This is a genomic window from Streptomyces sp. NBC_00102 (assembly GCF_026343115.1).
Lineage (GTDB): Bacteria > Actinomycetota > Actinomycetes > Streptomycetales > Streptomycetaceae > Streptomyces.
Genome location: NZ_JAPEMC010000001.1, coordinates 3,382,633 through 3,406,621, shown reverse-complemented (window position 1 = coordinate 3,406,621; position 23,989 = coordinate 3,382,633). Strand labels below are relative to the sequence as shown.

21 protein-coding genes and 2 tRNA genes are annotated in these 23,989 nt (G+C 70.8%); 13 read left to right on the top strand and 10 right to left on the bottom strand.

Annotated elements, in window-relative coordinates; all coding sequences use genetic code 11:
- Positions 1 to 7 precede the first annotated feature (7 nt).
- The 9 genes from OHA55_RS15170 to OHA55_RS15130 all read left to right on the top strand — a co-directional run bounded on the left by OHA55_RS15170 (position 8) and on the right by OHA55_RS15130 (position 10,009).
- Entirely contained in the window at positions 8 to 1,843 is a 1,836-nt protein-coding gene (locus OHA55_RS15170) for a carbamoyltransferase (protein WP_266706634.1), read from the top strand.
- A gap of 68 nt (positions 1,844 to 1,911) precedes the next feature.
- A complete protein-coding gene (locus tag OHA55_RS15165) occupies positions 1,912 to 2,055 on the top strand; it encodes a hypothetical protein (RefSeq protein ID WP_266706633.1) in 144 nt (47 codons plus the stop codon).
- Between the two features lie 3 nt (positions 2,056 to 2,058).
- Positions 2,059 to 3,060, top strand: coding sequence for a TauD/TfdA family dioxygenase (locus tag OHA55_RS15160; protein WP_266706632.1), 1,002 nt, complete (start codon positions 2,059 to 2,061; stop codon positions 3,058 to 3,060).
- Positions 3,061 to 3,102: 42 nt separating this feature from the next.
- Entirely contained in the window at positions 3,103 to 4,350 is a 1,248-nt protein-coding gene (locus tag OHA55_RS15155; protein WP_266706631.1) for a biotin carboxylase, read from the top strand.
- An 80-nt stretch (positions 4,351 to 4,430) separates the two neighbouring features.
- Positions 4,431 to 5,687 (top strand): acetyl-CoA carboxylase biotin carboxylase subunit family protein, encoded by a 1,257-nt coding sequence (locus OHA55_RS15150; protein WP_266706630.1) that lies wholly within the window; start codon positions 4,431 to 4,433, stop codon positions 5,685 to 5,687.
- A gap of 22 nt (positions 5,688 to 5,709) precedes the next feature.
- Entirely contained in the window at positions 5,710 to 6,333 is a 624-nt protein-coding gene (locus OHA55_RS15145; protein WP_266706629.1) for a LysE family translocator, read from the top strand.
- A gap of 38 nt (positions 6,334 to 6,371) precedes the next feature.
- On the top strand, positions 6,372 to 7,403 hold the full coding sequence (locus OHA55_RS15140) for an Inducer of phenazine A (RefSeq protein WP_266706628.1): 1,032 nt from the start codon (positions 6,372 to 6,374) through the stop codon (positions 7,401 to 7,403).
- Positions 7,404 to 7,429: 26 nt separating this feature from the next.
- On the top strand, positions 7,430 to 8,686 hold the full coding sequence (locus OHA55_RS15135; protein WP_266706627.1) for an acetyl-CoA carboxylase biotin carboxylase subunit family protein: 1,257 nt from the start codon (positions 7,430 to 7,432) through the stop codon (positions 8,684 to 8,686).
- Positions 8,687 to 8,737: 51 nt separating this feature from the next.
- The gene (locus OHA55_RS15130; protein WP_266706626.1) at positions 8,738 to 10,009 is read left to right on the top strand and encodes an MFS transporter; all 1,272 of its coding nucleotides are present in this window, start codon (positions 8,738 to 8,740) and stop codon (positions 10,007 to 10,009) included.
- Between the two features lie 82 nt (positions 10,010 to 10,091).
- Here OHA55_RS15130 and OHA55_RS15125 read toward each other — a convergent pair.
- A tRNA-Ala gene (locus OHA55_RS15125) sits at positions 10,092 to 10,164 on the bottom strand.
- A gap of 161 nt (positions 10,165 to 10,325) precedes the next feature.
- On the opposite strand from OHA55_RS15125, the gene OHA55_RS15120 reads away from it, so the two are divergent.
- Positions 10,326 to 10,874 carry a DNA-binding protein gene (locus tag OHA55_RS15120; RefSeq protein WP_266706625.1) on the top strand — a complete coding sequence of 183 codons (549 nt, stop codon included), beginning with the start codon at positions 10,326 to 10,328 and terminating at the stop codon, positions 10,872 to 10,874.
- A gap of 166 nt (positions 10,875 to 11,040) precedes the next feature.
- Positions 11,041 to 12,432: a serine/threonine-protein kinase gene (locus OHA55_RS15115; protein WP_266706624.1), complete on the top strand. Its 1,392-nt coding sequence runs from the start codon at positions 11,041 to 11,043 to the stop codon at positions 12,430 to 12,432.
- Between the two features lie 12 nt (positions 12,433 to 12,444).
- Here the strand turns inward: OHA55_RS15115 and OHA55_RS15110 are convergent, their stop codons facing one another.
- Both OHA55_RS15110 and OHA55_RS15105 read right to left on the bottom strand, forming a co-directional pair.
- Complete coding sequence (locus tag OHA55_RS15110) at positions 12,445 to 13,803, bottom strand: hypothetical protein (RefSeq protein ID WP_266706623.1); 1,359 nt, start codon at positions 13,801 to 13,803, stop codon at positions 12,445 to 12,447.
- Between the two features lie 255 nt (positions 13,804 to 14,058).
- Positions 14,059 to 14,193, bottom strand: coding sequence for a DLW-39 family protein (locus tag OHA55_RS15105; protein ID WP_003958712.1), 135 nt, complete (start codon positions 14,191 to 14,193; stop codon positions 14,059 to 14,061).
- 328 nt (positions 14,194 to 14,521) lie between these two features.
- On the opposite strand from OHA55_RS15105, the gene OHA55_RS15100 reads away from it, so the two are divergent.
- Positions 14,522 to 14,881, top strand: coding sequence for a DUF6344 domain-containing protein (locus OHA55_RS15100; RefSeq protein ID WP_266706622.1), 360 nt, complete (start codon positions 14,522 to 14,524; stop codon positions 14,879 to 14,881).
- Between the two features lie 215 nt (positions 14,882 to 15,096).
- On the top strand, positions 15,097 to 15,408 hold the full coding sequence (locus tag OHA55_RS15095) for a DUF6234 family protein (RefSeq protein ID WP_266706621.1): 312 nt from the start codon (positions 15,097 to 15,099) through the stop codon (positions 15,406 to 15,408).
- 95 nt (positions 15,409 to 15,503) lie between these two features.
- Here the strand turns inward: OHA55_RS15095 and OHA55_RS15090 are convergent, their stop codons facing one another.
- The 7 genes from OHA55_RS15090 to recF all read right to left on the bottom strand — a co-directional run bounded on the left by OHA55_RS15090 (position 15,504) and on the right by recF (position 23,965).
- Positions 15,504 to 16,046, bottom strand: coding sequence for a GNAT family N-acetyltransferase (locus tag OHA55_RS15090; protein WP_266706620.1), 543 nt, complete (start codon positions 16,044 to 16,046; stop codon positions 15,504 to 15,506).
- A 218-nt stretch (positions 16,047 to 16,264) separates the two neighbouring features.
- Positions 16,265 to 16,341, bottom strand: a tRNA-Ile gene (locus OHA55_RS15085).
- A 71-nt stretch (positions 16,342 to 16,412) separates the two neighbouring features.
- Positions 16,413 to 16,979 carry a DUF3566 domain-containing protein gene (locus tag OHA55_RS15080; RefSeq protein WP_266706619.1) on the bottom strand — a complete coding sequence of 189 codons (567 nt, stop codon included), beginning with the start codon at positions 16,977 to 16,979 and terminating at the stop codon, positions 16,413 to 16,415.
- A gap of 93 nt (positions 16,980 to 17,072) precedes the next feature.
- The gene (gene gyrA, locus OHA55_RS15075) at positions 17,073 to 19,700 is read right to left on the bottom strand and encodes a DNA gyrase subunit A (RefSeq protein WP_266706618.1); all 2,628 of its coding nucleotides are present in this window, start codon (positions 19,698 to 19,700) and stop codon (positions 17,073 to 17,075) included.
- Between the two features lie 46 nt (positions 19,701 to 19,746).
- Positions 19,747 to 21,816: a DNA topoisomerase (ATP-hydrolyzing) subunit B gene (gene gyrB, locus OHA55_RS15070; protein WP_266706617.1), complete on the bottom strand. Its 2,070-nt coding sequence runs from the start codon at positions 21,814 to 21,816 to the stop codon at positions 19,747 to 19,749.
- Positions 21,817 to 22,280: 464 nt separating this feature from the next.
- Positions 22,281 to 22,844: a DUF721 domain-containing protein gene (locus OHA55_RS15065; RefSeq protein ID WP_266706616.1), complete on the bottom strand. Its 564-nt coding sequence runs from the start codon at positions 22,842 to 22,844 to the stop codon at positions 22,281 to 22,283.
- Positions 22,841 to 23,965 (bottom strand): DNA replication/repair protein RecF, encoded by a 1,125-nt coding sequence (gene recF, locus OHA55_RS15060; protein ID WP_266706615.1) that lies wholly within the window; start codon positions 23,963 to 23,965, stop codon positions 22,841 to 22,843. The genes OHA55_RS15065 and recF overlap by 4 nt, the downstream gene beginning before the upstream one ends.
- Positions 23,966 to 23,989 lie beyond the last annotated feature (24 nt).

Here is a 23,989-nt window from a genome sequence, read left to right as displayed (position 1 = left end):
CATCCCCATGACCGAGCTGGTTCTGGGCCTCTCGGCCTACTACCACGACAGCGCGGCCGCACTCGTCGCCGACGGCGTCCCCATCGCCGCGGCGCAGGAGGAGCGTTTCAGCCGCGTCCGCCACGACCCCGCCTTTCCCGCCCGGGCGGCCGCCTACTGCCTGGAGCAGGCCGGCGCCACCCTCGACGACGTCTCCGCCGTCGCCTACTACGAGGACCCGGCGCTCAAGTACCGCCGCGTCCTGACCACGTTCGCGGCGGCGGGCCCCCGCGGCTTCGAGTCGTTCGCGCAGTCGCTGCCCGAGTGGGTCTCGCGCAAGCGCCACACCGTCCGCACGGTGGGCGAGAGCCTGGAGCGACTGGGCCTCGGACGCGTCCCGGAGATCCGGGTGCACCGCCACCACGAGTCGCACGCGGCCTCCGCCTTCTTCCCCAGCCCCTACGAGTCCGCCGCGGTGCTGTGCATCGACGGCGTCGGCGAGTGGGCGACCACGACGCTGTGGCACGGGCGGGGCACCAGCCTCGACCCCCTCTCCGAAATCCGTTTCCCGCACTCGCTCGGGCTGCTGTACTCGGCGTTCACCTACTTCTGCGGCTTCAAGGTCGACTCGGGCGAGTACAAGCTCATGGGCCTCGCGCCCTACGGCGAGCCCCGGTACGAGCAGGTCATCCGCGAGCGGCTGATCGACATCAAGGACGACGGCTCGTTCCGCCTGGACATGCGCTACTTCGAGTACCTCCGCGGGCAGGTGATGACCGGGCGCGGCTTCGAGCAGTTGTTCGGCGGACCCCGGCGGACCCCCGAGGGCGAGCTCACCCAGCGGGAGTTCGACCTCGCCTCCTCCGTGCAGAAGGTCACCGAGGACGTGGTGGTGCGGCTGGCGAAGAGCGCGCGCGAGCTGACCGGCGAAACCCGGCTCTGCCTGGCGGGCGGCGTCGCGCTGAACTGCGTGGCCAACGGCCGGATCATCCGGGAAGGCGTCTTCGACGAGGTGTGGATCCAGCCGGCCGCCGGTGACGCGGGAGGCGCCCTCGGTGCCGCTCTCGCCGTCGCGCACGGCGCCGGCACGCCGCGCGCGCACCTCGGCACGGGCCGGGACGGGATGTCCGGCTCACTGCTCGGTCCCGGCTTCGGGGACGAGGAGATAGCCGCGTACCTGGAGGCCGAGGGGATCCCGCACGAGCGGCTGACCCCGCAGGGCATCGCGGACCGCGCGGCCGGGGTGCTGGCCGACGAGAAGATCGTCGGCTGGTTCCAGGGACGCATGGAGTTCGGTCCACGCGCGCTGGGCGCCCGGTCCATCCTCGGCGACCCGCGCTCACCGCGGATGCAGTCGGCGATGAACCTCAAGATCAAGTTCCGCGAGTCCTTCCGGCCGTTCGCACCCTCCGTCCTCACGGAGGACGCCAAGGACTACTTCGCCCTCGGCCAGGAGAGCCCGTACATGCTCGTGGTCGCGCCGGTCGCGGAATCCCAGCGGCTGATGGACGTCGACGCGGGCGGGGCGAGCGGCCTCGACCTGCTCAAGGTGCGGCGCTCCACCATTCCGGCCGTCACCCACGTCGACTCCTCCGCGCGGGTGCAGACCGTCTCCGAGCACAACAACGCGCCCTACCACCGGCTGCTGACCGCGTTCAAGGCCGCCACCGGCTGCCCGGTGCTCGTCAACACCAGCTTCAACGTGCGGGGAGAGCCCATCGTCACCTCGCCCCGCGACGCCTACACGTGCTTCATGCGCACCGACATCGACCACCTCGCCCTCGGCAACTTCTGGCTCACCAAGACCGACCAGCCGAAGTGGCAGGAGGCCGTGGACTGGCGCGAGGAGATCCCGCTCGACTGAGACGCGCCGATGCACCGAAGCACCGTCCCGACCCATCCGCACCGAACCGCGAGAAAGACGCCGTTCCCATGAAGAAGCCCCTGTTGTTCCTGCTCTACCACCTGTTCGTCGTACCGATCGGCGGGGTGCAGCGGCTCGTCCGCGACCCCATGACCCGGCGCTTCGACCGCTCGGCGGCGACCTACTGGGTCACGTCCCAGGGAGGGAGGTGACCGATGGCGCCCCCCGTACGACAGGACGACGACGCCACCACGCCGGCCGCTCCGAGCCGCCTGCGACTGGTCCGCCTCCGGCTGGACGACGGCACCCGTGACCTCGTGCTGAAGGAGCTCACCGCGCGGCTCGTCGAGTCGGTGCTCGACTCCGACGACGACGAGGCCGTGCTGGCCCACATCGGCGCCTACGTGCTCCGCAGCCACCTGCCGGGACAACTCCTGGACTCGCTCCGCCTGTTCCCCGCGACCGGATGCCACGCACTGGTCCTCGGCAACCTCCCCGTACAGGAGTTCGGGCCCACCCCGGTGAGCGGATTCGGCGACGAACCGTCCCTCAGCGTGGTCAACGCCCTGCACTTCGGGCTCATCCAACTGCTCGGCGTGACCCCGTTCGCGGTCTCCTACGAGAACCACGGCCGGCTGATCCGCAACGTGGTGCCCAACCCGGCCGCCGCCGGGACCACCAGCTCCTGGGGAGCGGACTCCGAGTTCTTCTGGCACACGGACAACCCGCACCTGCCGTTCGGCACCGGCGGCAGCGACCCGCGCCGCTTCGTGCCGCAGTACCTGACCTTCTACACGGTCCGCAACGAGGAGCGGGTGCCCACCGAGATCACGGCCGTCGAGGACGCCGTGGAGGCACTCTCGCCCGAGCAGCTGCGCCGGCTGGAGCAGCCCCACTTCGCGGTGGGCGCCCCCGACTCCAACGACTTCGACGCCTCGCCCCAACTGCTCGACGAGATACCGATATTCGAGCGTGACCCGAGCGGACAGCACCAGGTGCGCTACGACCGCGGCACCGCCCGGGGCCTGTCGCCGCACGCCGCCGGCGGCCTGACCCAGTTCTCCGACGCGCTCTCCAGGGTCCCCTCGACCGACATCACCCTGGCCTCCGGCGACTTCCTCATCTTCGACAACTACCGCGTGCTGCACCGCCGCCGCGCCTTTGAACCCGGTCCCGCGGCCACCGCCCGCTGGCTGCGCCGCTGCTACGCGAGCTGACCGCACCCCCGCACCGACCCACACCCCAAGGAGACCCGCACCATGTACCGCATAGCTGTGATCGGTGGCCGTCCCGCGCCCATTACCGGTGCCAAGGAACTCGGCATCGACGTCGTCCTCGTCCACGAGGAGGGTGCCTACGACCCGTCGATCGCGGAGCACTGCGAGCGCATCGTCCATGTGCCGATCAACGACGGACCGGCCATCCTCGCCGCCCTCCGGCCCCTGCACGCGGAGCGCCCCTTCGACCGGGTGCTCACCACCACCGAGCCCGCGGCCGAGTCGACCGGCTACGTCGTCGACGCGCTCGGCCTGCCCGGTGTCAGCGAGGCGACCGCCCGCGCGCTGAAGGACAAGGCACTCACCCGCGAACTGCTCGACAAGCACGGCATCAGCCCGGTCCGCTACACCATGGTGAGCAGCCCCGAGGCGGCCGCCGCCTTCGCCGACGAGGTCGGCGGCGACATCGTCCTCAAGCCGGTGGACGGCGTCGCCAGCCTCCACATCCACCTCGCCGCGAACGCCGGGGAAGCCGCCGAGGCGTGGACACGGCTCGACGCCGACGGCATCACCGGCATCATCGCCGAGGAGTTCCTGACCGGACCGGTCGTCTCGGTCGACTCCTTCTCCTACGCCGGCCGCCACGTCCCCATCGGCTACTCCGAGTACCGGATGAACGACCGGTACGTCGAGTGGGAGGTGAGCACCCCCAGTCGCTACGCCGTACCGCACCTGGACGCGCTGCGCACGCTCACCGTGCAGCTGCTGGACGCGGTGGGCCTGACCGAGGGCCCCTCGCACAGCGAGTTCGTGCTGACGCCCCAGGGCCCCCGGGTCCTGGAGTCGCACGCCCGGCTGGCCGGCAGCGGGGCCCCGGAACTGGTGCGGCGCGCTTTCGGGTGCGACCTCAACCGCTGGTTCATGACGGTGCCGCTCGGCATCGACACGCTCCCGGAGACCTCCCCCGAGCCGATCGGCGGCGCCGCGGTCCGCTTCTTCACCCCGGAGCCCGGCGTGGTCACCGAGGTGCAGCTCGCCGACGACCTCGACATCGAGATCCGTCGCAAGCCTGCCGGCGTGGTCCCGCTGGTCTTCCTCCCCCACCTGGACGAGTTCGCGGACCAGGACGTCGCCGCCTTCGTCGCCAAGAACCCCGGCGAGGAGATTCCCCCGCTGCTGACCGTCGCCGACTGCGTCTCCGGCTACGTCATCGCATCCGGCCGCGACGCGGACGACGCCGTCGCCAAGTGCGAGGACGTCAACACCCGGGTCCGCTTCCACATCGGCTGACCTGCACCCCCCGGTGCCGGGGCCGTCCACTCGGCGGCCCCGGCACCGGCCCCGACACCGAAGAACGGATCTGATCCGCGATGACCATCCGCAGCCAGCACGTCGTGGTGCTCCACCGCTGGCGTGACCACTACGCCCGCTACGAGGACTACATCGACCACCGCATCCACCGCGTCACCTACGTGACGACGGCCCTGGCCCGGGAGTCCATCCCGGTGGGCGCGGCCGGCACCGTCACCGTCCGCGCCACCGACGACCTGCCCGCCGTGCTGGAGGCGGTGTCCACCCTGTCGGTCCGCTTCGGCGCCCCCGACCTGGTGATGGCGCTCAACGAGGGCGACCTGGAGACCGCGGCCCTGCTGCGCGGCCAGCTCGGCTGCCCCGGGCAGAGCTACCACGACCTGGCCCCGTTCCGGGACAAGCTGATCATGGCGGAGGTGGTGCACGCCGCCGGTGTCCGCACCCCGGCCTTCGCCGACGCCCCGGACTCCGCCGCGGTCAAGGAGTTCACGCAGACCCACGGCTGGCCCGTCGTGGTGAAGCCCCGCCGGGGGACCGCGAGCCGGGGCGTCATGCGCCTGGAGTCCCCGGAGGACCTGCCGAAGCTGGAGGCGGCTCCCGCCGAGAGCCGGGTGGTCCAGGAGTACGTCGAGGACGCGATCTACCACGTGGACGGCGTCTGGACCGGTACGGAACTGGGCCCCTGGCGCGCCTCCCGCTACCTCAACACCTGCGTCGACTTCACCGACGGGGCCGTCCTCGGCTCGATCGAGGAGGACGATCCGGACGTGCTCGGGCCGATAGGGGAGTTCACCGCTTCCGTCGGCCGGGCGCTGGGCGGCCGGCAGCCGTGGGTGTTCCACCTGGAGGTGTTCGTCGGCACCGAGGAGGACGGCTCGGTCCGGCTGACGTTCCTGGAGGTCGGCTGGCGCGTGGGCGGTGCGGAGATCCCGTTCGTCTGGCGCGAGGTGCACGGCCTCGACCTGGCGGCCGCCGCCGCCGACGTCCAGCTGGGGAACCGGCCCGGCCTGGAGACCCCCGAGAACTGGCAGGTCGGCGGCTGGCTGCTCGTACCGTCACCGGTACCGCCGCCCTGCAAGGTGGTCGCCGCCTCGGTGCCGCTGCCCGGGGACGGAGGCCCGTACACCCATGTCGTGCCGGCCGCCGGGGACGTACTGCCCAAGGTCGGCGGCTACGAACACGTCGGCATCCGCATGCGCTTCCAGGGCGCCACCAGCCAGGAGGTGCGCACGGCCGTCGAGACCGCCGCGCGCGAGACCTCGATGGTCTGCGTGCCCCACTCCCCGCCCCGGTCGGCCTGCGGCCTGGACCGCTGAACCCCCCGCGACAAGGAAACCCATGGTCAGCCTCTCGTCCTTCATCGGCATGGCGCTCGTCGCGCTCGGCCTGGTCCTCACACCGGGGCCCAACATGATGTACCTGGTGTCCCGTTCGATCATCCAGGGCCGCCGTGCGGGTCTGATGTCCCTGGCGGGCGTCGCGGTCGGGTTCTTCGTCTACCTGCTCGCCGCCGTCGTCGGCATCGCCACGCTCTTCACGCTCGTCCCGGCGCTCTACACCACGATCAAGCTGGCCGGCGCCGCCTACCTCGCCTACCTGGCCTGGGGGGCGCTCAAGCCAGGCGGGCGCTCCGCGTTCACCCCGCAGGACCTCCCGCCGGACCCGCCGCTGAAGCTCTTCACGATGGGGCTCGTCACCAACCTGCTCAACCCCAAGATCGCCATCCTCTACATCTCCGTCCTGCCGCAGTTCGTCCGGCCCGGCCACGGCCCCGTCGCACTGCAGAGCCTGCTGCTCGGGCTCACGCAGATCAGCATCGCGGTGACCGTCAACGGCCTCATCGCCATCAGCGCCGGCACGATCGCGGACTTCCTCGGCAAGCGGCCCAAGTGGCTGCGGATCCAGCGGTACGCGATGGGCGGCATGCTCGCCGCCATCGCCGCGCGTGTCGCCACCACCTGACCCACTCCCCGTATCTCCCGGACAGGATCACCCGCCCCATGACACTGCACCGCGACGAACTGACGCCGCAACTCCAGGAGTACGCCCGCTTCGACGACCGCGGCGAGGCGCGCTACCTGCCGTACCTCATGTACTTCCACCAGGCCGACTACCGCTCGGACGTCATCAACACCGACCGCGCCGGATTCCGCCTGACCCACGGCCCCGACGGGCAGACCGCCTCGGCCGGCGGGCACGTCCCCGCCGGACCGGTACGCATCCTGTCCGGCAGCTCCACCGTGCTCGGCATCGGCTCCACCAGCGACGCGACCACCCTCGCCTCCCGCCTGTGGACGGAGCACGCGCCGTCCCGCCCCTGGCTCAACTTCGGCGGCCGCTGCTACAACTCGACGCAGGAGATCCTGCTCTTCATGCTCCACCGCCACCTCGTCCCCGAGATCGACGAGGTGGTCGTCTTCTCCGGCCTCAACGACCTCACGGTCGGGCGGCTCCCGGAGTGGCAGCAGGGCGACCACGGCGCGTTCTGGTTCTGCGGCGAGTACTTCGACGCGATGGAGGAACTGCGCGAGGCCAACCGCAAGGCCGCCCGCCGCCTCGGCCGCAAAACCCCGCGCCGCCGCACCATCTCCACCCACGACGAGGTGAGCCGCGACGTCCCCGCGGTCGTCGCCGCCGCGGCCGACCTCACCCTCCGCCACCTCGACACCTGGCGCCTCCTCGCCGGCCCCGAGGCCCGCCTCACGTACGTGCTCCAGCCCATGGCGCTGTGGCTGCGCGACCGGCACGCCCCGCAGGAGCAGCTGCTGTTCGACGAGATCGACCGCATCTCCAAGCTCGGCACCTGGGAAGCGCTGTACGGCAACATCTCGACGCCCGAGGTCAGCCGGGAATTCGCGGACCGGCTGCGGGCCGGCTGCGAGAAGCGGGACATCGGCTTCGTCGACCTCAACCCGGTCCTCGCCGCGGCCGTCACCGAGGACGAGTGGCTCTACGTGGACCGCGCCCACTACACCGACCACGGCAACGACGTGGTGGCGCGGCTCCTCGCCGACACCCTCGACCTGGCCTGACCGAGAACCAGCACAAGGAGACCCGCATGACACGTCCCTTCCGGGTGGCCTGGATCGGCGGGCGCCCCGCCCCCGTCGCCGGCGCCAAGGAGCTGGGCATCGACGTGGTGCTCGTCCACGAGGAGGGCCTGTACGAGCCGTCCGTCGCGGAGCACTGCGAACGCATCGTCCACGCGCCCATCACCGACGGCCCCGCCGTCCTCGCCGTACTGCGGCCGCTGCACGAGGAACGCCCCTTCGACCGCGTCCTCACCACCTCGGAGCCCGCCGGGATCTGCGCCGGGTACGTCACGGACGCCCTCGGGCTGCCCGGCGTCGGCGCCACCACGGCGAGGACCCTGAAGGACAAGGCGCTCACCCGCGCGGCCCTGGACCGGCACGGTCTGAGCCCGGTGCGGCACCGGGTGGTCCGCAGTGCCGAGGAGGCCGAGGAGTTCCAGCGGTCCCTCGGGGCGCCGCTCGTCCTCAAGCCGGTGGACGGTGCGGCGAGCCGGCACATCCACCGGGCCGAGGACGCCGTGGAGACGGCCAAGGCCTTCCGGGAGATGACCGCGGCGGGCTTCTCCGAGGCCCTCGCCGAGGAGTACCTCGACGGGCCGGTGATCAGCGTCGAGTCCTTCTCGCACGCGGGCCGGCACCTGCCCATCGGCTACTCCGAGTACCAGGTCAACGAGCGGTACGTGGAATGGGCCGTCAGCACGCCCAGTCGGCTCGCACAGCCCTGGCTGCCCGAACTGCGTTCCCTGACCGCCCGGCTGCTGGACGCGGTGGGCCTCACCGAGGGCCCCTCGCACAGCGAGTTCGTGCTGACGCCCCAGGGCCCCAGGGTCCTGGAGTCGCACGCCCGGCTGGGCGGCCACGCCATCCCGGAACTGGTCCGCCGCGCCTTCGGACCCGACCTCGCCCGCATGATGCTCACCGTGCCGCTCGGCATCGAGGAACTGCCCGCCGAACCGCCCGAGCCGGTGGGCGGGGCGGCCATCAGGTTCTTCCGGCCCGACCCCGGCGTGGTCGCCTCCGTCACGGTGGCGGAGGACAACCCGGCGGTCGTGCGCCGCCTGGCACCCGGCGAACTGGACGGTGTCTACCTGCCGCTCCTCGCCGAACTGCGCGACCTGGAGACGGGTGCCGTGGTCGCCAGGAACCCCGGCGACGTCGTCCCGGTACTCAACACCCTCGCGGACTGCAGCTCCGGATACGCGCTCTCCAGCGGCGCGGACGCCGCCGAGGCCGAAGCCCGCTGCCTGGAGACGGACCAGAAGATCCGCATCGCGGTCGGCTGACCCACGATGCCACGTACCACCGGAGCCCCGGAGTCCAGGAGGCCGACCGCCATGACCGCCACCGTGACCGACGATGACCGACCGGCCTCCGGGCCGCCCCCCTCGGTCTTCCGGATCAGGGACTTCCGGTACGTGTTCGCCGCGTCGGCGGTGAGCACCCTCGGCACGCAGATCAGCTATCTGGCGATCCCCCTGCTGGCCGTCACGGTGCTCGACGCCACACCGGGCCAGGTGGGCGCGCTCGGTGCCCTGGGCACGCTCGCGTTCCTGCTCATCGGGCTGCCCGCCGGCGCCTGGACGGACCGGATGCGCAAGCGCCGGCTCCAGATAGCCGCCGACCTGGTCCGTACGGCCCTGCTCGGATCGGTCCCGGTGGCCTGGTGGGCGGGCGCCCTGACCATGGTCCAGCTGTACGCCGTGGTGCTGCTCTCGGGGGTCGCCACCGTCTTCTTCGACGTGTCCAACCAGAGCTTCCTGCCCCACGTGGTGGGGCGGGAGCACCTGGGAGCCGCCAACGCCAGACTCGTCACCATGCAGGCCGTCAACCAGGTGGCCGGGCGGAGCCTGGGCGGATACCTGGTCCAGCTCCTGACGGCGCCCCTGGCCGTCCTGGTGGACGCCTGCTCCTACCTCTGCTCCGCGTTCTGCCTGCTCGCACTCCGCCGCCCCGAACCCGATCTCCCGCCGCCGAGGGCCAACGCCCACCTCGGCCGGGAGATCCTGGAGGGCACCCGCTTCGTCCTGGGCCACCCGCTGCTGCGCCCGCTCGCCCTGGAGGGAGCCTGCAACAACCTGGCGACCCAGACGATCGTCACCGTCCTGCCGGTGCTGTTCGTCCGCGACCTGGGCCTGCCCGAGGGGGCCCTCGGCGCCTTCCTCGCGGTCGCGGGCGTCGGCGTGTTCCTCGGCTCCCTGTCGGCGCGGGCCATCGCCCGGAAGATCGGCGAGGGGCGCGCGATGTGGGTGCCCGGTCTCTGCGTCGTACCGACGGCCTTCTTCATCCCGTTCATGACGGGCGGCGCGATGCTGTGGCCCGCCGTGGGCGCCTATCTGCTGATCACCTTCAAGATCGGCGTCGACAACGTCCTCAAGGTGACCTACCGCCAGACGGTCACCCCCGCCCCTCTGCTCGGCCGCATGAACGCCACCTTCCGGTTCCTGCTGACCGGCGCCATGGCCATCGGATCGGTCCTCGCCGGCGTGCTCGGGGAACTCGTCGGGGTCCGTGCCGCACTGTGGGCCGGCGCACTGGTGCTGTCGGTCACCTGGCTGCTGGTCTTCTGCTCGCGCTACCGCCGGATGAAGGACCTGCCACGGGACTGAGCAGTCGGCGCGCCTGCCCGCCCACCCACGAAAAAAGCCCTCCTGACCCGCGTTTCCACAGGTCAGGAGGGCTTTCGAGAGGTGGAGCCTAGGAGATTCGAACTCCTGACATCTGCCTTGCAAAGGCAGCGCTCTACCAACTGAGCTAAGGCCCCGAACAACGAACGCCGCCGTCCACGTCGTGTACGTGGGGCGCCCGTCGCAGACCAGAGTACCGGGTCCGGGCGGGTTTCCCACAAAGAGATGGGGACTCCCGGCGGACGACCACTCTCCGTAAGATGTCCGACTAGGTTCGCAGCAGCGAAGGGGAGGCGTGATGGACGCAGCGCAGCAAGAGGCAACCGCAAGAGCCAGGGAACTCCAGCGCAGTTGGTACGGGGAGCCGCTGGGCGCGCTCTTCCGCCGACTGATCGATGATCTTGGCCTGAATCAGGCCCGGCTCGCGGCGGTACTCGGGCTGTCCGCGCCCATGCTCTCCCAGCTGATGAGCGGCCAACGGGCCAAGATCGGCAACCCCGCTGTGGTCCAGCGCGTCCAGGCACTCCAGGAACTCGCGGTCCAGGTCGCCGACGGCAGTGTCAGCGCGGGCGAGGCCACCGACCGGATGGACCAGGTCAAGAAGTCCCAAGGAGGATCGGTTCTGTCCAGCACCGGCCAGACGACGACCACCGGCGGAGCACCCACGGTCCGCCGCGTCGTCCGCGAGATCCAGTCGCTGCTGCGGTCGGTCTCCGCGGCCGGCGACATCATCGACGCGGCCGACTCCCTCGCCCCGACCCACCCCGAACTGGCAGAGTTCCTCCGGGTGTACGGCGCGGGCCGCACCGCGGACGCCGTCGCACACTACGAGGGGCACCAGAACTAGGGCGTGGCCACCGCCTGGAGGCGGAGGTTCGCCGGGAGCGGCACCAGCACCAGCCGCACGCCGCACACCGGTGCCAGGGACTCACCCGACGACCTGGCACCCGGCCGCACCCGGAGTTCCGGCACCCGGCACCATCCGGCACAGGACTGGGAGCGGACACAGCGCAATGGGTGAGGTATTCGCCGGCCGGTACGAACTGGTCGATCCGATCGGACGCGGCGGCGTGGGCGCCGTCTGGCGCGCCTGGGACCACCGCCGCCGCCGGTACGTCGCGGCCAAGGTGCTCCAGCAGAGCGACGCGCACACACTCCTGCGCTTCGTGCGCGAGCAGGCGCTGCGCATCGAGCATCCCCATGTGCTCGCTCCCGCCAGCTGGGCGGCCGACGACGACAAGGTCCTGTTCACCATGGACCTGGTCAGCGGTGGCTCGCTGGCCCATGTCATAGGAGATTACGGCCCGTTGCCGCCGCGCTTCGTCTGCCTGCTGCTCGACCAGCTGCTCTCGGGGCTGTCGACCGTACACGCGGAAGGCGTGGTCCACCGCGACATCAAACCCGCCAACATCCTTCTGGAGGCGACCGGTTCGGGGCGCCCGCACCTTCGGCTGTCGGACTTCGGCATCTCGATGCGCAAGGGCGAACCCCGGCTCACCGAGACCAACTACGTGGTCGGGACGCCTGGTTACTTCGCGCCGGAACAGATGCTGGGCGCCGAACCCGACTTCCCCGCCGACCTCTTCGCGGTGGGGCTCGTCGCGCTCTACCTCCTGCACGGCCGGAAGCCCGACTCGCGGGCGATCGTCGAGCACTTCGTCGCCCACGGCACCCCCGGCGCCCCCCAAGGCGTGCCCGAGCCCCTCTGGCAGGTGCTCGCAGGGCTGCTCCAGCCCGATCCCCAGGCGCGTTTCCGTACGGCGACCGGGGCGCGCAAGGCGCTGGCCGCGGCGGCGGAGATGCTGCCCGAGACCCCGGCCGGCGAGGAACCGGTGGAGGTGTTCGACCAGATCGGGCCGCTCCCGGACGGCTTCGGCCCGGACGGCCCGCTCAGTACCCCGCCCGGCCCCTCGCTCACCAGTCCCTACGGCAACCCGTACGGCAGCTCACCCGACGGGCCCCCCGGCGGTCCTCCTCCGGCCCACGGCGGAGGCCGACTCCCCCGCCAAACGCCCGCGGCGACCGAGGAACCCACCCCGCCGCCTCCGGGACCCGTGCCGTCCATGTCGGAGACCGGCAGCTTCCATCTGGCCCCGCCGCCCGCCCCGGCGACCCGGCCCGGCAACCCGGCGCCCGTCCCGGAATCCGGCGCGCACACGCCCCCCTCGGCCACCGCCGCGACCGCCCCGGGACACCCCGGAACCGCCCCGACGCGCGGCTACACCGCGCCCCACAGCCTTTCGGCGGGCACGGCACAGGCCCAGGCACCCGCCGCCCCTCCCTTCCCCACCGGCCCACAGGCCCGTACGGCCCGACCGGGACCGTCCCCGAAGGTGGCGGTCCCGGTCCTGCTGGTCGCGCTGGTCTGCTTCGCGGTCGGCATCTGGGCGCTCACCCAGGCCTGACCGGCAGGGAGTTCACCAGGCCTGCGGCGGCCCTCCGTACGGCGAGGTCCGCCCCTGGTTCCCCTCGGCGGCCACCGGCGCGCCCTGCCCCTGCCCGCGCCGGGCCAGCAGGGTCCAGACACCGAGCCCCAGCACCAGCACCGTCCCCGCTCCGATCCCGGCGACGCCGACCAGCCGCAGGGTCGCGCTCTTCGCGGCCTGCGGCGCGCTCTGCCCGCTGCGCGCCATGTCCCGGTCGTCGTCGCTGACCCCGAAGATCCCGGCCGCGCCCGCGTACGGGGATGCCTGTGCCTCGTTCTTCACCTGGACCGTCAGGGTCAGCTTGACCGGGCCGGAGCCGTACTTCTCGGCCACTTCGGGGCTCAGCCCGACCGAGACGTAGTACCAGCCCGCGAAGCGCATGGCGGAGACGGCGTCCGCCGAGGCGTAGCGGTTGCTCCAGGCGACCGGGGGAAGCGGGTCGAGGGAGACGGAGGCGGGCCTTCCGGAGTACGAGAGGACCGCGTCGTCCACGTGCCCGAGCGCGGGGTTCGCCAGCGAGAGCGAGAGCGCGTTGCCGAGGTAGGCGGTCGAGGCGTTGCTGTTGCTCAGCTCGGCGGTGACGAAGAGCTGCTGGCCCCAGTCCACCGGGACCCGGTAGAAGCGGTTCTGGCCGGGTGAGAGCGCGTCCTTCCACTCGCCCGGTTCCAGCCCGGTCGCGTCGTTGAAACCGGTGCCGCCGGAGCGGGCGGCGCGGGGTGCGGACATGGGCAGCGGGGCGGGCGGCTCGGAGGCGAACTCCGTCGCCGCAGCGGTGGGTTGGGAGCCGGGCTCCTTCAGCGCTGGCTCGACGTCGTGGCGGATCTCCAGGTCCCACTCCTCGGGGGAGGAGGTCTCCTTGCTCTTCCGCTCGATCAGGACGTCGTACGCCCCCGCCTCCTGGCAGTACGAACTCCCCTCCTTGACCGTCCGTACCGCGTACGCGGACATCGGGCGCGCGAACTCGGCCGAGCCGACGAGGGCGTCGTCCGAACCGCACGGCGAGTCGTTGCGGTCACGGATGGACACGGTGATCCCGTCGCCGTAGGCGACTACGGCCTCCGGCGACCTGGGCACCACGACCGCCGAGACGTACGCGTCCGAGGTGGCGTCCAGGTTCACCCGGTAGTAGAGCTTCTCCCCGGGCTTGATCGAGCTGCGGTAGACCGAACCGGCCTCCAGCGGCGGTGCGTCGGCGTTCGCCACCGCCCCGGTCACCCGCTTCGCGCCCGGGTCGAAGGCGTACGGGGCCGGGTCGGCCGCGTGCGCGGGTCCGGACAGTGCCAGTACCGCACACATCGCAGCGACGGCCGCCGACGCCGCCCGTACGCCCCTGCCGGTCTGCCTCTTCACGCGCTCCCCCTCGTGTCGTCCCGGCGACCGCCCCGCAACCGGTCCGTCCACGCACGGACCTCGCGCCGGCGCCACCGGAGCGCCCGTCCGGGCCGCGGTCGCGATGCGCGTCCATCCTGCCCCGGGGGCCCCTGTGCTGTCTGCGACCACGGCGGATCGGTGCCGTTCCGGGACGGTACCCGCACGGCGGACGGCCCCCGACAGCACGAAACCCCGGCCGCTGGGCGGCCGGGGTTTCTCACGGACTGCGTCGTCTCACACGCCCGAACCTGCGGGCACGGAGTCGGTCGCCTCCGTCCACAGATCCTGCTCGGCGCGATCCGCCTGGATCTGGCGGTACACGAGGAGCCCGCCGATGGCGGCCAGTGCGACCAGGAGAAGCTTCTTCACCGCGCGACCTCGTCTTTCCTAGGTTCTAAGGGACTTCTGCCGCCCGACTATACACACCGGCCGATACCGATCGGTGACCTGCCCGGACCCCCGCCGAAGCCCCCGCCCCCGGCGTTCACCGAACCTGGCGGAGCTCTCGGACCACCCCCGGAGGAAGCTCATGACCGCCCTCTTAAGAGGTCCTGGAGCGGTTCGTCGACCCGGTTGCACCATACGAGTGGTGTTCATCAGAAGATCGGCGCACCGGTGGCGTCGCTCCCAGAAATACGCTTGCACATCCACATCATCAGAAAGGTAAGCAAACCGGACCACCTGAAAGTGAGGGGCCATGAGCGCCTTCAAGGTCAAGAACCTCTGGACAGCCTTCATCACCGCCTTCTTCGCCCTCCTCGCCTCCCTCGGCCTCGCCGCGGCGAACGCCTCGGCCACGGAGCAGCAGCCGACGCACACGAACCAGGAGCACTTGGGTGCGACCGCGGCAACCGCGACCACCCCGTCCGTCCGATGGACCCTTCCGCGTGACAGGGCGCTGCCACCCACGATGAAGCAGCGCATCCGCGCCGAGGCCCACGGCTCCTCACCCGCCACCAGGCACCTGCCCGCCGACACCGCGTCGGCCCCCGGCACCGAAGCCGCCCGCACCAACTACGCGGCAACGGAAGGCGAGTCCCCCCTTCCGCCTCCCTGATCGACCTGATCGACCCTCCCCCGCACCACCAAGGACTTCAGGCCCCCGGCCCGGTACCCACCGGCCGGGGGCCTTCCCGTGTGCCCGGGGCCCTGGAGCCGGGGCCCCGGGCCCGGGCGGAGCTGAGTAGCCGTGCTCATGCGCGTCGCCCGCCGCCCGAGCACGCTGGAACGCGTACGGCAAGCAGGTTCGGCAGACGGAGGGGGTGGGTCGTCGTGGGACAGGGACGGCCGTCGACCGGCCAACAGGCCGCAATCAGCGTGGTTCTCTTCGTCGTCGACCTGATCGTCATCGGGTGGCTGGTGTTCCGCTACGGAATGACCGGGTGGGCCGACTCCTACAACGAGGGCCAGCCGCCCGACGCCCCCGCCGAGGCCATGCGCGCGACGTGGATCCTGTTCGGCGCCGCCGTCGTCACGGGTGGCGGCTTCCACCTCCTGCGCTGGCGTACGTGCGGCACCGTGCAGCTGCTCGTCCTGGGCGCCGGGGCGGCCCTGCTCGCCAGCCTGGCCGCCGGCGGGCAGTAGGGCCTCTCGTTCGGATCAGGCCGGGCTCGCGGGTTCCTGTGCCGCACCTCGCGGCGTGGTCGTCGGTCGACGACGCCCCTGAGGCGCGGAAGGGGTCATGGCCGGTCCAGGGCCCACGTCTGCAGGGCGAAGGGGCGCCCCTTCTCCTCACCCGTGATCAGCGGCACGTCCAGCAGCCCGAAGCCCGCCTTGGTGGCCACGGCGACGCTGGCCCCGTTCTCGGCCTCCAGCTCCAGGATCACCTGCTCCGCGCCCAGTTCCTCGAAGGCGTAGGCGGCCATCAACCGGACGGCACGCGGCGCCAGGCCGCGGCCTCGGTGCGCGGGGCCGATGGCGTAGCCGATCTCCATGCCCTCGGGAGAACGCCGCAGCATCACCTCACCGAGCGGCGCACCACCGTCGACGGTGACGGCCAGCAGGATCGAGGTGCCCTCCGCCCGCAGACGCCGGGCCAGGTCCAGCCGTGCCCGCGCGGCCGCCCCGTCGAAGGGGGACACGATCGGCGTCCAGTAGGCGGTGCCGGGATCGTCGAACAGCTCCGGCATCACGGTCAGGTCCGCCTCCGTCCAGTCGCGGAGAACGAGGCCCTCCCCCGAGATGTCGAGCCGCTCGGGAAAGGGCGCGGTGGTACCGCTCATGGTGTGGGCCTCCCTGGCCTGTTCGGGACGGAGCAGGACGGCCACGGGGCCGCCAGGGACTCCCGGACCCGTCCGGTGCCTCCCGCACTGCCACCCGCGTGCCGGGAGGCGGAGAGCGGCAAGCCGTGACGGGCCTCGCCGAATTTCCTGACGAGCCGCCGATCGGCCGCCGGATACGCCGAAGGCCCCTCGCCGTTTCCGGTGAGGGGCCTTCGTACTGGTGGGGCTAACAGGATTTGAACCTGTGGCCTCATCCTTATCAGGGATGCGCTCTAACCAACTGAGCTATAGCCCCGCCGCGCTGCTGCGCTGACTTCTGAAGATTAGCGCACGTCGGGGCCAGTCCCAAAATCGATAGCCCGCGGGCTACTCGTCCTCGGCCAGCGTGAGCTCCACGCCGCCCACGAATCCCGCCGACAGGTTGTAGATGAACGCGCCCAGCGTCGCCAGCGCGGTGGCCAGCACCACGTCGATCACCGCGATGACCGACGTGAAGATGAGGACGCGCGGCAGCGAGAGGAACGACTGCAGATCGAAGCCGTTGCTCTCGTTGGAACCCGTCGCCTCGCTGATCGTGCCGCCCACGGTGGAGAAGACGCCCATGGCGTCCATCACCATCCACAGGACCGCGGCCGCGACCACGGTGCAGATGCCGAGCGCGATGGAGAGCAGGAAGCTCACCTTCATCACCGACCACGGGTCGGCCTTCGACACCCGCAGTCGTGCCTTACGGGTACGCGGAGTGGTCCGCGCCCCTGTCCGCGGCAGACGTACGCCTTGCCCGCCGGTGGCCTGTCGGCCGCCCGCCGGCGATTCGTACGCCTGCGGCGGGTGGTAGGGACCCGCCGTCCCCTGCGCGGGCTCCCGCTCCCCGGGCAGTGGCCCGTTCGCGTAGCCCTCGTACTGGGGCTGCGGGCCCCGAGTGTCCGTCACAGTGCCCCCTTGGGAGTCCGTGGCAGGGCCACGGGCACCGTTCGCTCCGTCTCCAGAAGCGGCCGAACCGGCGCCCGTGGCTCCACTCACGCTCTACTCCTCGTGCTCCCCGGTCGAGGGCTCCGTGCCCTCGACAGTGCCCTCGGCCAGAACTTCGGCCGATGCCTCGGCCGGACCGTCCTCGGTCTCGGAGGTCCCATCGACCTCTTCGGCCTCACGGCCGGCCTCGGCGTTGCGCGCGATGCCGACGACGGCATCCCGCTTGCCCAGATTGATCAGTTGGACGCCCATGGTGTCACGGCCCGTCTCCCTGACTTCATTGACTCGCGTGCGAATCACACCACCGCCGAGGGTGATGGCGAGGATCTCGTCCGTCTCCTCCACCACCAGGGCCCCGACGAGCGACCCGCGGTCCTCCACGATCTTGGCGGCCTTGATGCCGAGACCGCCACGACCCTGGACGCGGTACTCGTCGACCGGGGTCCGCTTGGCGTAACCGCCGTCGGTCGCGGTGAAGACGAACGTACCGGGCCGGACCACGTTCATCGAGAGCAGCTCGTCGCCTTCGCGGAAGCTCATCCCCTTGACGCCCGAGGTGGCGCGGCCCATCGGGCGCAGCGCGTCGTCCGTCGCGGTGAACCTGATCGACTGGGCCTTCTTGCTGATGAGCAGCAGGTCGTCCTCGGCCGAGACCAGCTCGGCACCGATCAGCTCGTCGTCGGCGCCGTCCGCGGTCTCCCGCAGGTTGATCGCGATGACACCGCCGGAGCGGGGCGAGTCGTAGTCCTTGAGCGCCGTCTTCTTCACCAGGCCGCCCTTGGTGGCCAGGATCAGGTAGGGCGCCGCCTCGTAGTCGCGGATCGCGAGGATCTGGGCGATCCGCTCGTCCGGCTGGAAGGCCAGCAGGTTCGCCACGTGCTGACCGCGCGCGTCCCTGCCCGCGTCCGGGAGCTCGTACGCCTTGGCGCGGTAGACCCGGCCCTTGTTCGTGAAGAACAGCAGCCAGTGATGGGTCGTCGACACGAAGAAGTGGTCGACGATGTCGTCTTCCTTGAGCTTCGTGCCGCGTACGCCCTTGCCGCCGCGCTTCTGCGAGCGGTAGTCGTCCGTCTTCGTGCGCTTGACGTAGCCGCCGCGCGAGATCGTGACGACGATGTCCTCTTCCTGGATCAGGTCCTCGATGGACATGTCACCGTCGAAGGGGACCAGCTTGGAACGCCGGTCGTCGCCGAACTTCTCGACGATGGCCGCGAGTTCCTCACTGACGATCTGACGCTGCCGCTCGGGCGAGGCCAGGATCGCGTTGTACTCGTTGATCTTCGCCTGGAGCTCGTCGTGCTCGGCGGTGATCTTCTGGTGCTCCAGCGCGGCCAGCCGGCGCAGCTGCATCTCCAGGATCGCGTTCGCCTGGATCTCGTCGATCTCCAGGAGGCCCATGAGGCCCTCACGAGCGATCTCCACGGTCTGGCTGCGCCGGATGAGGGCGATGACCTCGTCGATGGCGTCCAGGGCCTTCAGGAGGCCACGCAGGATGTGCGCCCGCTCCTCCGCCTTGCGCAGCCGGAAGCGGGTGCGCCGGACGATGACCTCGATCTGGTGCGTCACCCAGTGGCGGATGAACGCGTCGATCGAGAGGGTGCGCGGCACCCCGTCGACCAGCGCCAGCATGTTGGCGCCGAAGTTCGACTGGAGGTCGGTGTGCTTGTAGAGGTTGTTCAGCACGACCTTGGCGACCGCGTCGCGCTTGAGCACGACGACCAGGCGCTGACCGGTGCGCGAGGAGGTCTCGTCACGGACGTCCGCGATCCCCCCGATCTTGCCGTCCTTGACCAGGTCGGCGATCTTCTGCGCGAGGTTGTCCGGGTTGGTCTGGTACGGAAGCTCCGTGACGACCAGGCACTGCCGGTTCTGGATCTCCTCGACCGCGACGACCGCGCGCATCGTGATGGAGCCGCGACCGGTGCGGTACGCCTCCTCGATGCCCTTGCGGCCCACGACCAGGGCGCCGGTCGGGAAGTCCGGACCCTTGATGCGCTCGATCAGGGCGTCCAGGAGCTCCTCGTGCGAGGCCTCCGGGTGCTCCAGGTACCACTGCGCGCCCGCCGCGACCTCGCGGAGGTTGTGCGGCGGGATGTTGGTGGCCATACCGACGGCGATACCGGCGGAGCCGTTGACCAGGAGGTTCGGGAAGCGCGCCGGCAGGACCGTCGGCTCCTGGTTCCGTCCGTCGTAGTTGTCCTGGAAGTCGACGGTCTCCTCGTCGATGTCCCGGACCATCTCCATGGACAGCGGCATCATCTTGCACTCGGTGTACCGCATGGCGGCGGCCGGGTCGTTGCCCGGGGAACCGAAGTTGCCGTTGGAGTCCACCAGCGGCATGCGCATCGACCAGTGCTGCGCGAGGCGCACCAAGGCGTCGTAGATCGAGGAGTCGCCGTGCGGGTGGTACGTACCCATGACGTCACCGACGACGCGGGCGCACTTGTAGAAGCCCTTCTCGGGGCGGTACCCGCCGTCGTACATCGCGTACAGCACCCGGCGGTGGACGGGCTTGAGGCCGTCCCGCACGTCGGGGAGCGCACGCGAGACGATGACGGACATCGCGTAGTCGAGGTAGGAGCGCTGCATCTCCGTCTCGAGCCCCACGGGCTCGACACGCATGCCCACACCGGCCGCGGCGGGCTGTTCTTCCGGTGTCACAGGGGTGTTCTCGTCGGCCATTGCTGGTCAAAGTCCTTTCGAGCGGCGGCTTGCTTGTACGGCCGACTCAGATGTCGAGGAAACGGACGTCCTTGGCGTTGCGCTGGATGAACGAGCGCCGTGCCTCGACGTCCTCACCCATCAGCACCGAGAAGAGGTCGTCGGCCTGTGCCGCGTCGTCGAGGGTGACCTGGCCGAGCACCCGGTGGTCGACGTCCATCGTGGTGACACGCAGCTCCTCGGCGTTCATCTCGCCGAGACCCTTGAAGCGCTGGATCGAGTCTTCCTTGATCCGCTTGCCGTTCTGCTTGCCGAGCGCCACCAGCGCGTCCCGCTCGCGGTCCGAGTACGCGTACTCGAAGTCGTCCCGGCCCCACTTGATCTTGTAGAGCGGCGGGCGCGAGAGGTAGACGTGACCGGCCTCGACCAGCGGGCGCATGAAGCGGAAGAGGAAGGTCAGCAGCAGGGTGTTGATGTGCTGGCCGTCGACGTCGGCGTCCGCCATCAGAATGATCTTGTGATAGCGGAGCTTCTCGATGTCGAAGTCCTCGTGGACCCCGGTACCGAAGGCCGAGATCAGCGCCTGGACCTCGGTGTTCTGCAGAATCTTGTCGATGCGGGCCTTCTCGACGTTCAGGATCTTGCCGCGGATCGGCAGGATGGCCTGGTACATCGGGTTACGGCCCGACTTCGCCGAACCACCGGCGGAGTCACCCTCGACGATGAAGATCTCGCACTTCGTCGGGTCGTTCGACTGGCAGTCGCTCAGCTTGCCCGGCAGCGACGCGCTCTCCAGCAGACCCTTGCGGCGGGTCAGGTCGCGCGCCTTGCGGGCCGCCACCCGGGCGGTCGAGGCGGCGATGCCCTTGCGGATGATGTCGGCCGCTTCGTTGGGGTTGCGGTCGAACCAGTCCGTGAGCTGTTCGTGGACGACCTTCTGCACGAAGGTCTTCGCCTCCGTGTTGCCCAGCTTGGTCTTCGTCTGGCCCTCGAACTGCGGCTCGCCGAGCTTCACCGAGATGATCGCGGTGAGACCCTCGCGGACGTCCTCGCCGGTGAGGTTGTCGTCCTTCTCACGGAGCAGCTTCTTGTCCCGCGCGTACCGGTTGACCAGCGAGGTCAGCGCGGCGCGGAAGCCCTCTTCGTGGGTACCGCCCTCGTGCGTGTGGATCGTGTTCGCGAAGGAGTACACGCCCTCGGTGTACTGCGTGTTCCACTGCATGGCGATCTCGGCCGAGAGGAGTCGTTCCTTGTCCTCGGCCTCGATGTCGATCACCGACTGGTGGATGAGGTCGCCCTTGCGCGAGTTCAGGTACTTCACGAAGTCGACGATGCCGCCCTCGTAGTGGTACGTGACCGTGCGCGCGGGCGGCTCCTCGGTGGACGCCGTGGCCTCGGCCTCGTCGGCGCCCACGGTCGCCTTCGCGGACTCCCGCTCGTCGGTGAGCTTGAGCGTGAGGCCCTTGTTGAGGAACGCCATCTCCTGGAAGCGGCGCGCGAGGGTCTCGAAGGAGTACTCGGTGGTGTCGAAGATGTCACCGTCGGCCCAGAAGCTGACCGAGGTCCCGGTCTCCTCGGTGGCCTCGTGCTGCGCCAGGGGCGCGGTCGGCACGCCGAGCTTGTAGTCCTGCGTCCAGCGGTAGCCGTCCGTCTTGACCTCGACGGCGACACGGGTGGAGAGGGCGTTGACGACGGAGACACCGACGCCGTGCAGACCGCCGGATACGGCGTAACCGCCGCCGCCGAACTTGCCGCCCGCGTGCAGGACGGTCAGCACGACCTCGACGGCCGGCTTTCCTTCGGACGGCACGATGCCGACGGGGATGCCTCGCCCGTTGTCGACCACGCGGACCCCGCCGTCGGGCAGGATCGTGACGTCGATCGTGTCGGCGTGCCCCGCCAGAGCCTCGTCGACGGAGTTGTCGACGACCTCTTGGACGAGGTGGTGGAGTCCACGCTCACCGGTCGAGCCGATGTACATGCCAGGTCGCTTGCGGACCGCGTCCAGTCCTTCGAGGACGGTGATCGCGCTGGCGTCGTACGAGGCGGTGACCTCGCCGTGTTCACCGGCTGTGGACGGGTTGTTCTCGTTGGGGTTGCCGGAATCGGCCACGAAGCGCCCTTTCTGGCACAGCACAGGCCGTTCTCCGGCAGGCGGGAGCGGCTGCGTCGTTCGGCTGGTAATCGACGACACCCGCTCAGTAGCGGGATTGTTCATCAGTCTACCGCTAGCGCCGACCCGAATGGGGGTTTGGCGGTACCTGAGTCCGCATGTGCCGCCCTGAACCAGCGGCTGACGACTCCCCATATTCAGGACGGGGCCCTGAGAGGCTCACACGGGCTTTGAGCGCTTCTGCCTGTCAACCTCCCGCTACGGTGAGGGACACCCGCTCGGCCCCCGGAGGTTTCAACCGCCACACAACGGCACAAGCCGGAAGCCCCGGAGGGACACCGGAACCGGGTGGCCGTACGGACTCCGGGCAGCACGAAAGGCCCGCCGAGGCCACGACGAGCCCTGTCATTTCTTCCTGACGGTCCACGAAGGACCAGCTCACAGGGGTTTCCGGGGGACGCGTCCCTGCCCGGGAGGACCGCGGCCGGTCAGCCGTACGTGTCGCCGGGACCGGTCGATCCGGGCGCGCGCAGCGGACCGTACCGGCGCTGCGGACCGCTGGGGCCCAGCACCTTGATCATGCGGACGGTGCCCTGCCCGAGGTCGGCGTTGAGCCGCGCCACCAGCTGGGGCGCGAGCAGCCGCAGCTGCGTCGCCCAGGCGGTCGAACTGCACTGGACGGTCAGTACGCGGGCCTCGGGCGCCTCGTCGTACTTCAGGGGCACGCAGTGCTTGGCCAGATCGGCTCCCACGATCTGGGGCCACCGGCCCATCACCCCGCCCACCGCGGCGGGCGTCTCCCAGCCGCGCTCGGTGATCAGCCGGTTGATCGCCGAGCCGAGCGCCAGCGGGTCCCGGCCGTCCGTCCGGGCGCCGGAGCGCAGTCCGCCGCCTCGTCTGGCCTGCTTGCGCTGCTGGGCGGCGGCGCCACGCGCCGCGGCCTGCTCCTTGGCGGCCCGCAGCGCCACCCGGGCCAGGTCCACGCCGGAGGGCTCGGGCGCCTTGCCACCCTTGTCCTGGCCGGACCCGTCGCGGTCTCCGGACGCGTTCACAGCCGGGTCACCTCGCCGGCCGCGACCTCGTACCGGGTGCCGGTGAGCACCCCCGGCACGTCGTCGTCGACCGCGGCCGTCACCAGCACCTGCTCGGCCGGGGCGACCAGCTCCGCGAGGCGCTCGCGGCGCCGCGCGTCCAGTTCGGCGAAGACGTCGTCCAGCACCAGCACCGGTTCGTTGCCCTCGGCCCGCAGCAGCTCGTACGAGGCCAGCCGCAGCGCCAGCGCGTACGACCAGGACTCCCCGTGGCTCGCGTACCCCTTCGCGGGCATCCCGCGCAGGCCCAGCAGCAGATCGTCCCGGTGCGGTCCGACGAGGGTCACACCCCGCTCGATCTCCTGCTTCCGTACGCCGGCGAGCGCGGCCAGCAGCTGTTCGTACAACTCCGGGCGGGTCCGCGCCGGGTTCTCGTCCACCGATCCGCGGTACTCCAGGCCCACCGGACCGCCGCCCGGGGCGACGTCGCCGTACGCCTTGTCGGTGAGCGGCTGGAGGACGGAGACCAGATCCAGCCGGTGTGCCAGCAGCTCGGCGCCGACCTGGGCGAGGTGCTGGTCCCACACGTCGAGCGTGGACATGTCCATGGAACGGCCACCGTGGCGGCGGGCCATCGCGGCGGACTTCAGCAGGGTGTTGCGCTGCTTCAGCACCCGGTCGTAGTCGGAGCGGACACCGGCCATCCGGGGCGAACGGGCGGTGAGCAGCTCGTCCAGGAAGCGGCGGCGCTCACCGGGATCGCCCTTGACCAGGGCCAGATCCTCCGGGGCGAACAGCACGGTCCGCAGGATGCCCAGCACGTCACGCGGTCTGACCTGCGAGGACCGGTTGATCCGGGCGCGGTTGGCGCGGCCCGGGTTGAGCTCCAGTTCGACCAGCTGGGAGCGCTCGCCCTGGGTCACCGCGGCCCGTACGACGGCCCGCTCGGCGCCCATCCGCACCAGCGGGGCGTCCGAGGAGACCCGGTGGCTGCCCAGGGTGGCGAGATAGCCGACCGCCTCGACGAGATTGGTCTTGCCCTGGCCGTTGGCGCCCACGAACGCGGTGACGCCCGGGTCGAGAGGTACCTCGACCCGGGCGTACGAGCGGAAGTCGGCCAGCGAGAGATGCGTGACGTGCATGGTCGCGGGCCTTCCGTCCGTCCT

What these genes read in the sequence shown, in the direction of transcription:
- OHA55_RS15150 (WP_266706630.1), top strand. Translation starts at nt 4,431, where the DNA reads ATGACCATCCGCAGCCAGCACGTCGTGGTGCTCCACCGCTGGCGTGAC.
- OHA55_RS15140 (WP_266706628.1), top strand. Translation starts at nt 6,372, where the DNA reads ATGACACTGCACCGCGACGAACTGACGCCGCAACTCCAGGAGTACGCC.
- OHA55_RS15120 (WP_266706625.1), top strand. Translation starts at nt 10,326, where the DNA reads ATGGACGCAGCGCAGCAAGAGGCAACCGCAAGAGCCAGGGAACTCCAG.
- OHA55_RS15160 (WP_266706632.1), top strand. Translation starts at nt 2,059, where the DNA reads ATGGCGCCCCCCGTACGACAGGACGACGACGCCACCACGCCGGCCGCT.
- OHA55_RS15135 (WP_266706627.1), top strand. Translation starts at nt 7,430, where the DNA reads ATGACACGTCCCTTCCGGGTGGCCTGGATCGGCGGGCGCCCCGCCCCC.
- OHA55_RS15100 (WP_266706622.1), top strand. Translation starts at nt 14,522, where the DNA reads ATGAGCGCCTTCAAGGTCAAGAACCTCTGGACAGCCTTCATCACCGCC.
- OHA55_RS15090 (WP_266706620.1), bottom strand. Translation starts at nt 16,046, where the DNA reads ATGAGCGGTACCACCGCGCCCTTTCCCGAGCGGCTCGACATCTCGGGG.
- OHA55_RS15115 (WP_266706624.1), top strand. Translation starts at nt 11,041, where the DNA reads ATGGGTGAGGTATTCGCCGGCCGGTACGAACTGGTCGATCCGATCGGA.
- OHA55_RS15170 (WP_266706634.1), top strand. Translation starts at nt 8, where the DNA reads ATGACCGAGCTGGTTCTGGGCCTCTCGGCCTACTACCACGACAGCGCG.
- OHA55_RS15145 (WP_266706629.1), top strand. Translation starts at nt 5,710, where the DNA reads ATGGTCAGCCTCTCGTCCTTCATCGGCATGGCGCTCGTCGCGCTCGGC.
- recF (WP_266706615.1), bottom strand. Translation starts at nt 23,965, where the DNA reads ATGCACGTCACGCATCTCTCGCTGGCCGACTTCCGCTCGTACGCCCGG.
- OHA55_RS15130 (WP_266706626.1), top strand. Translation starts at nt 8,738, where the DNA reads ATGACCGCCACCGTGACCGACGATGACCGACCGGCCTCCGGGCCGCCC.
- OHA55_RS15155 (WP_266706631.1), top strand. Translation starts at nt 3,103, where the DNA reads ATGTACCGCATAGCTGTGATCGGTGGCCGTCCCGCGCCCATTACCGGT.
- OHA55_RS15165 (WP_266706633.1), top strand. Translation starts at nt 1,912, where the DNA reads ATGAAGAAGCCCCTGTTGTTCCTGCTCTACCACCTGTTCGTCGTACCG.
- gyrA (WP_266706618.1), bottom strand. Translation starts at nt 19,700, where the DNA reads ATGGCCGACGAGAACACCCCTGTGACACCGGAAGAACAGCCCGCCGCG.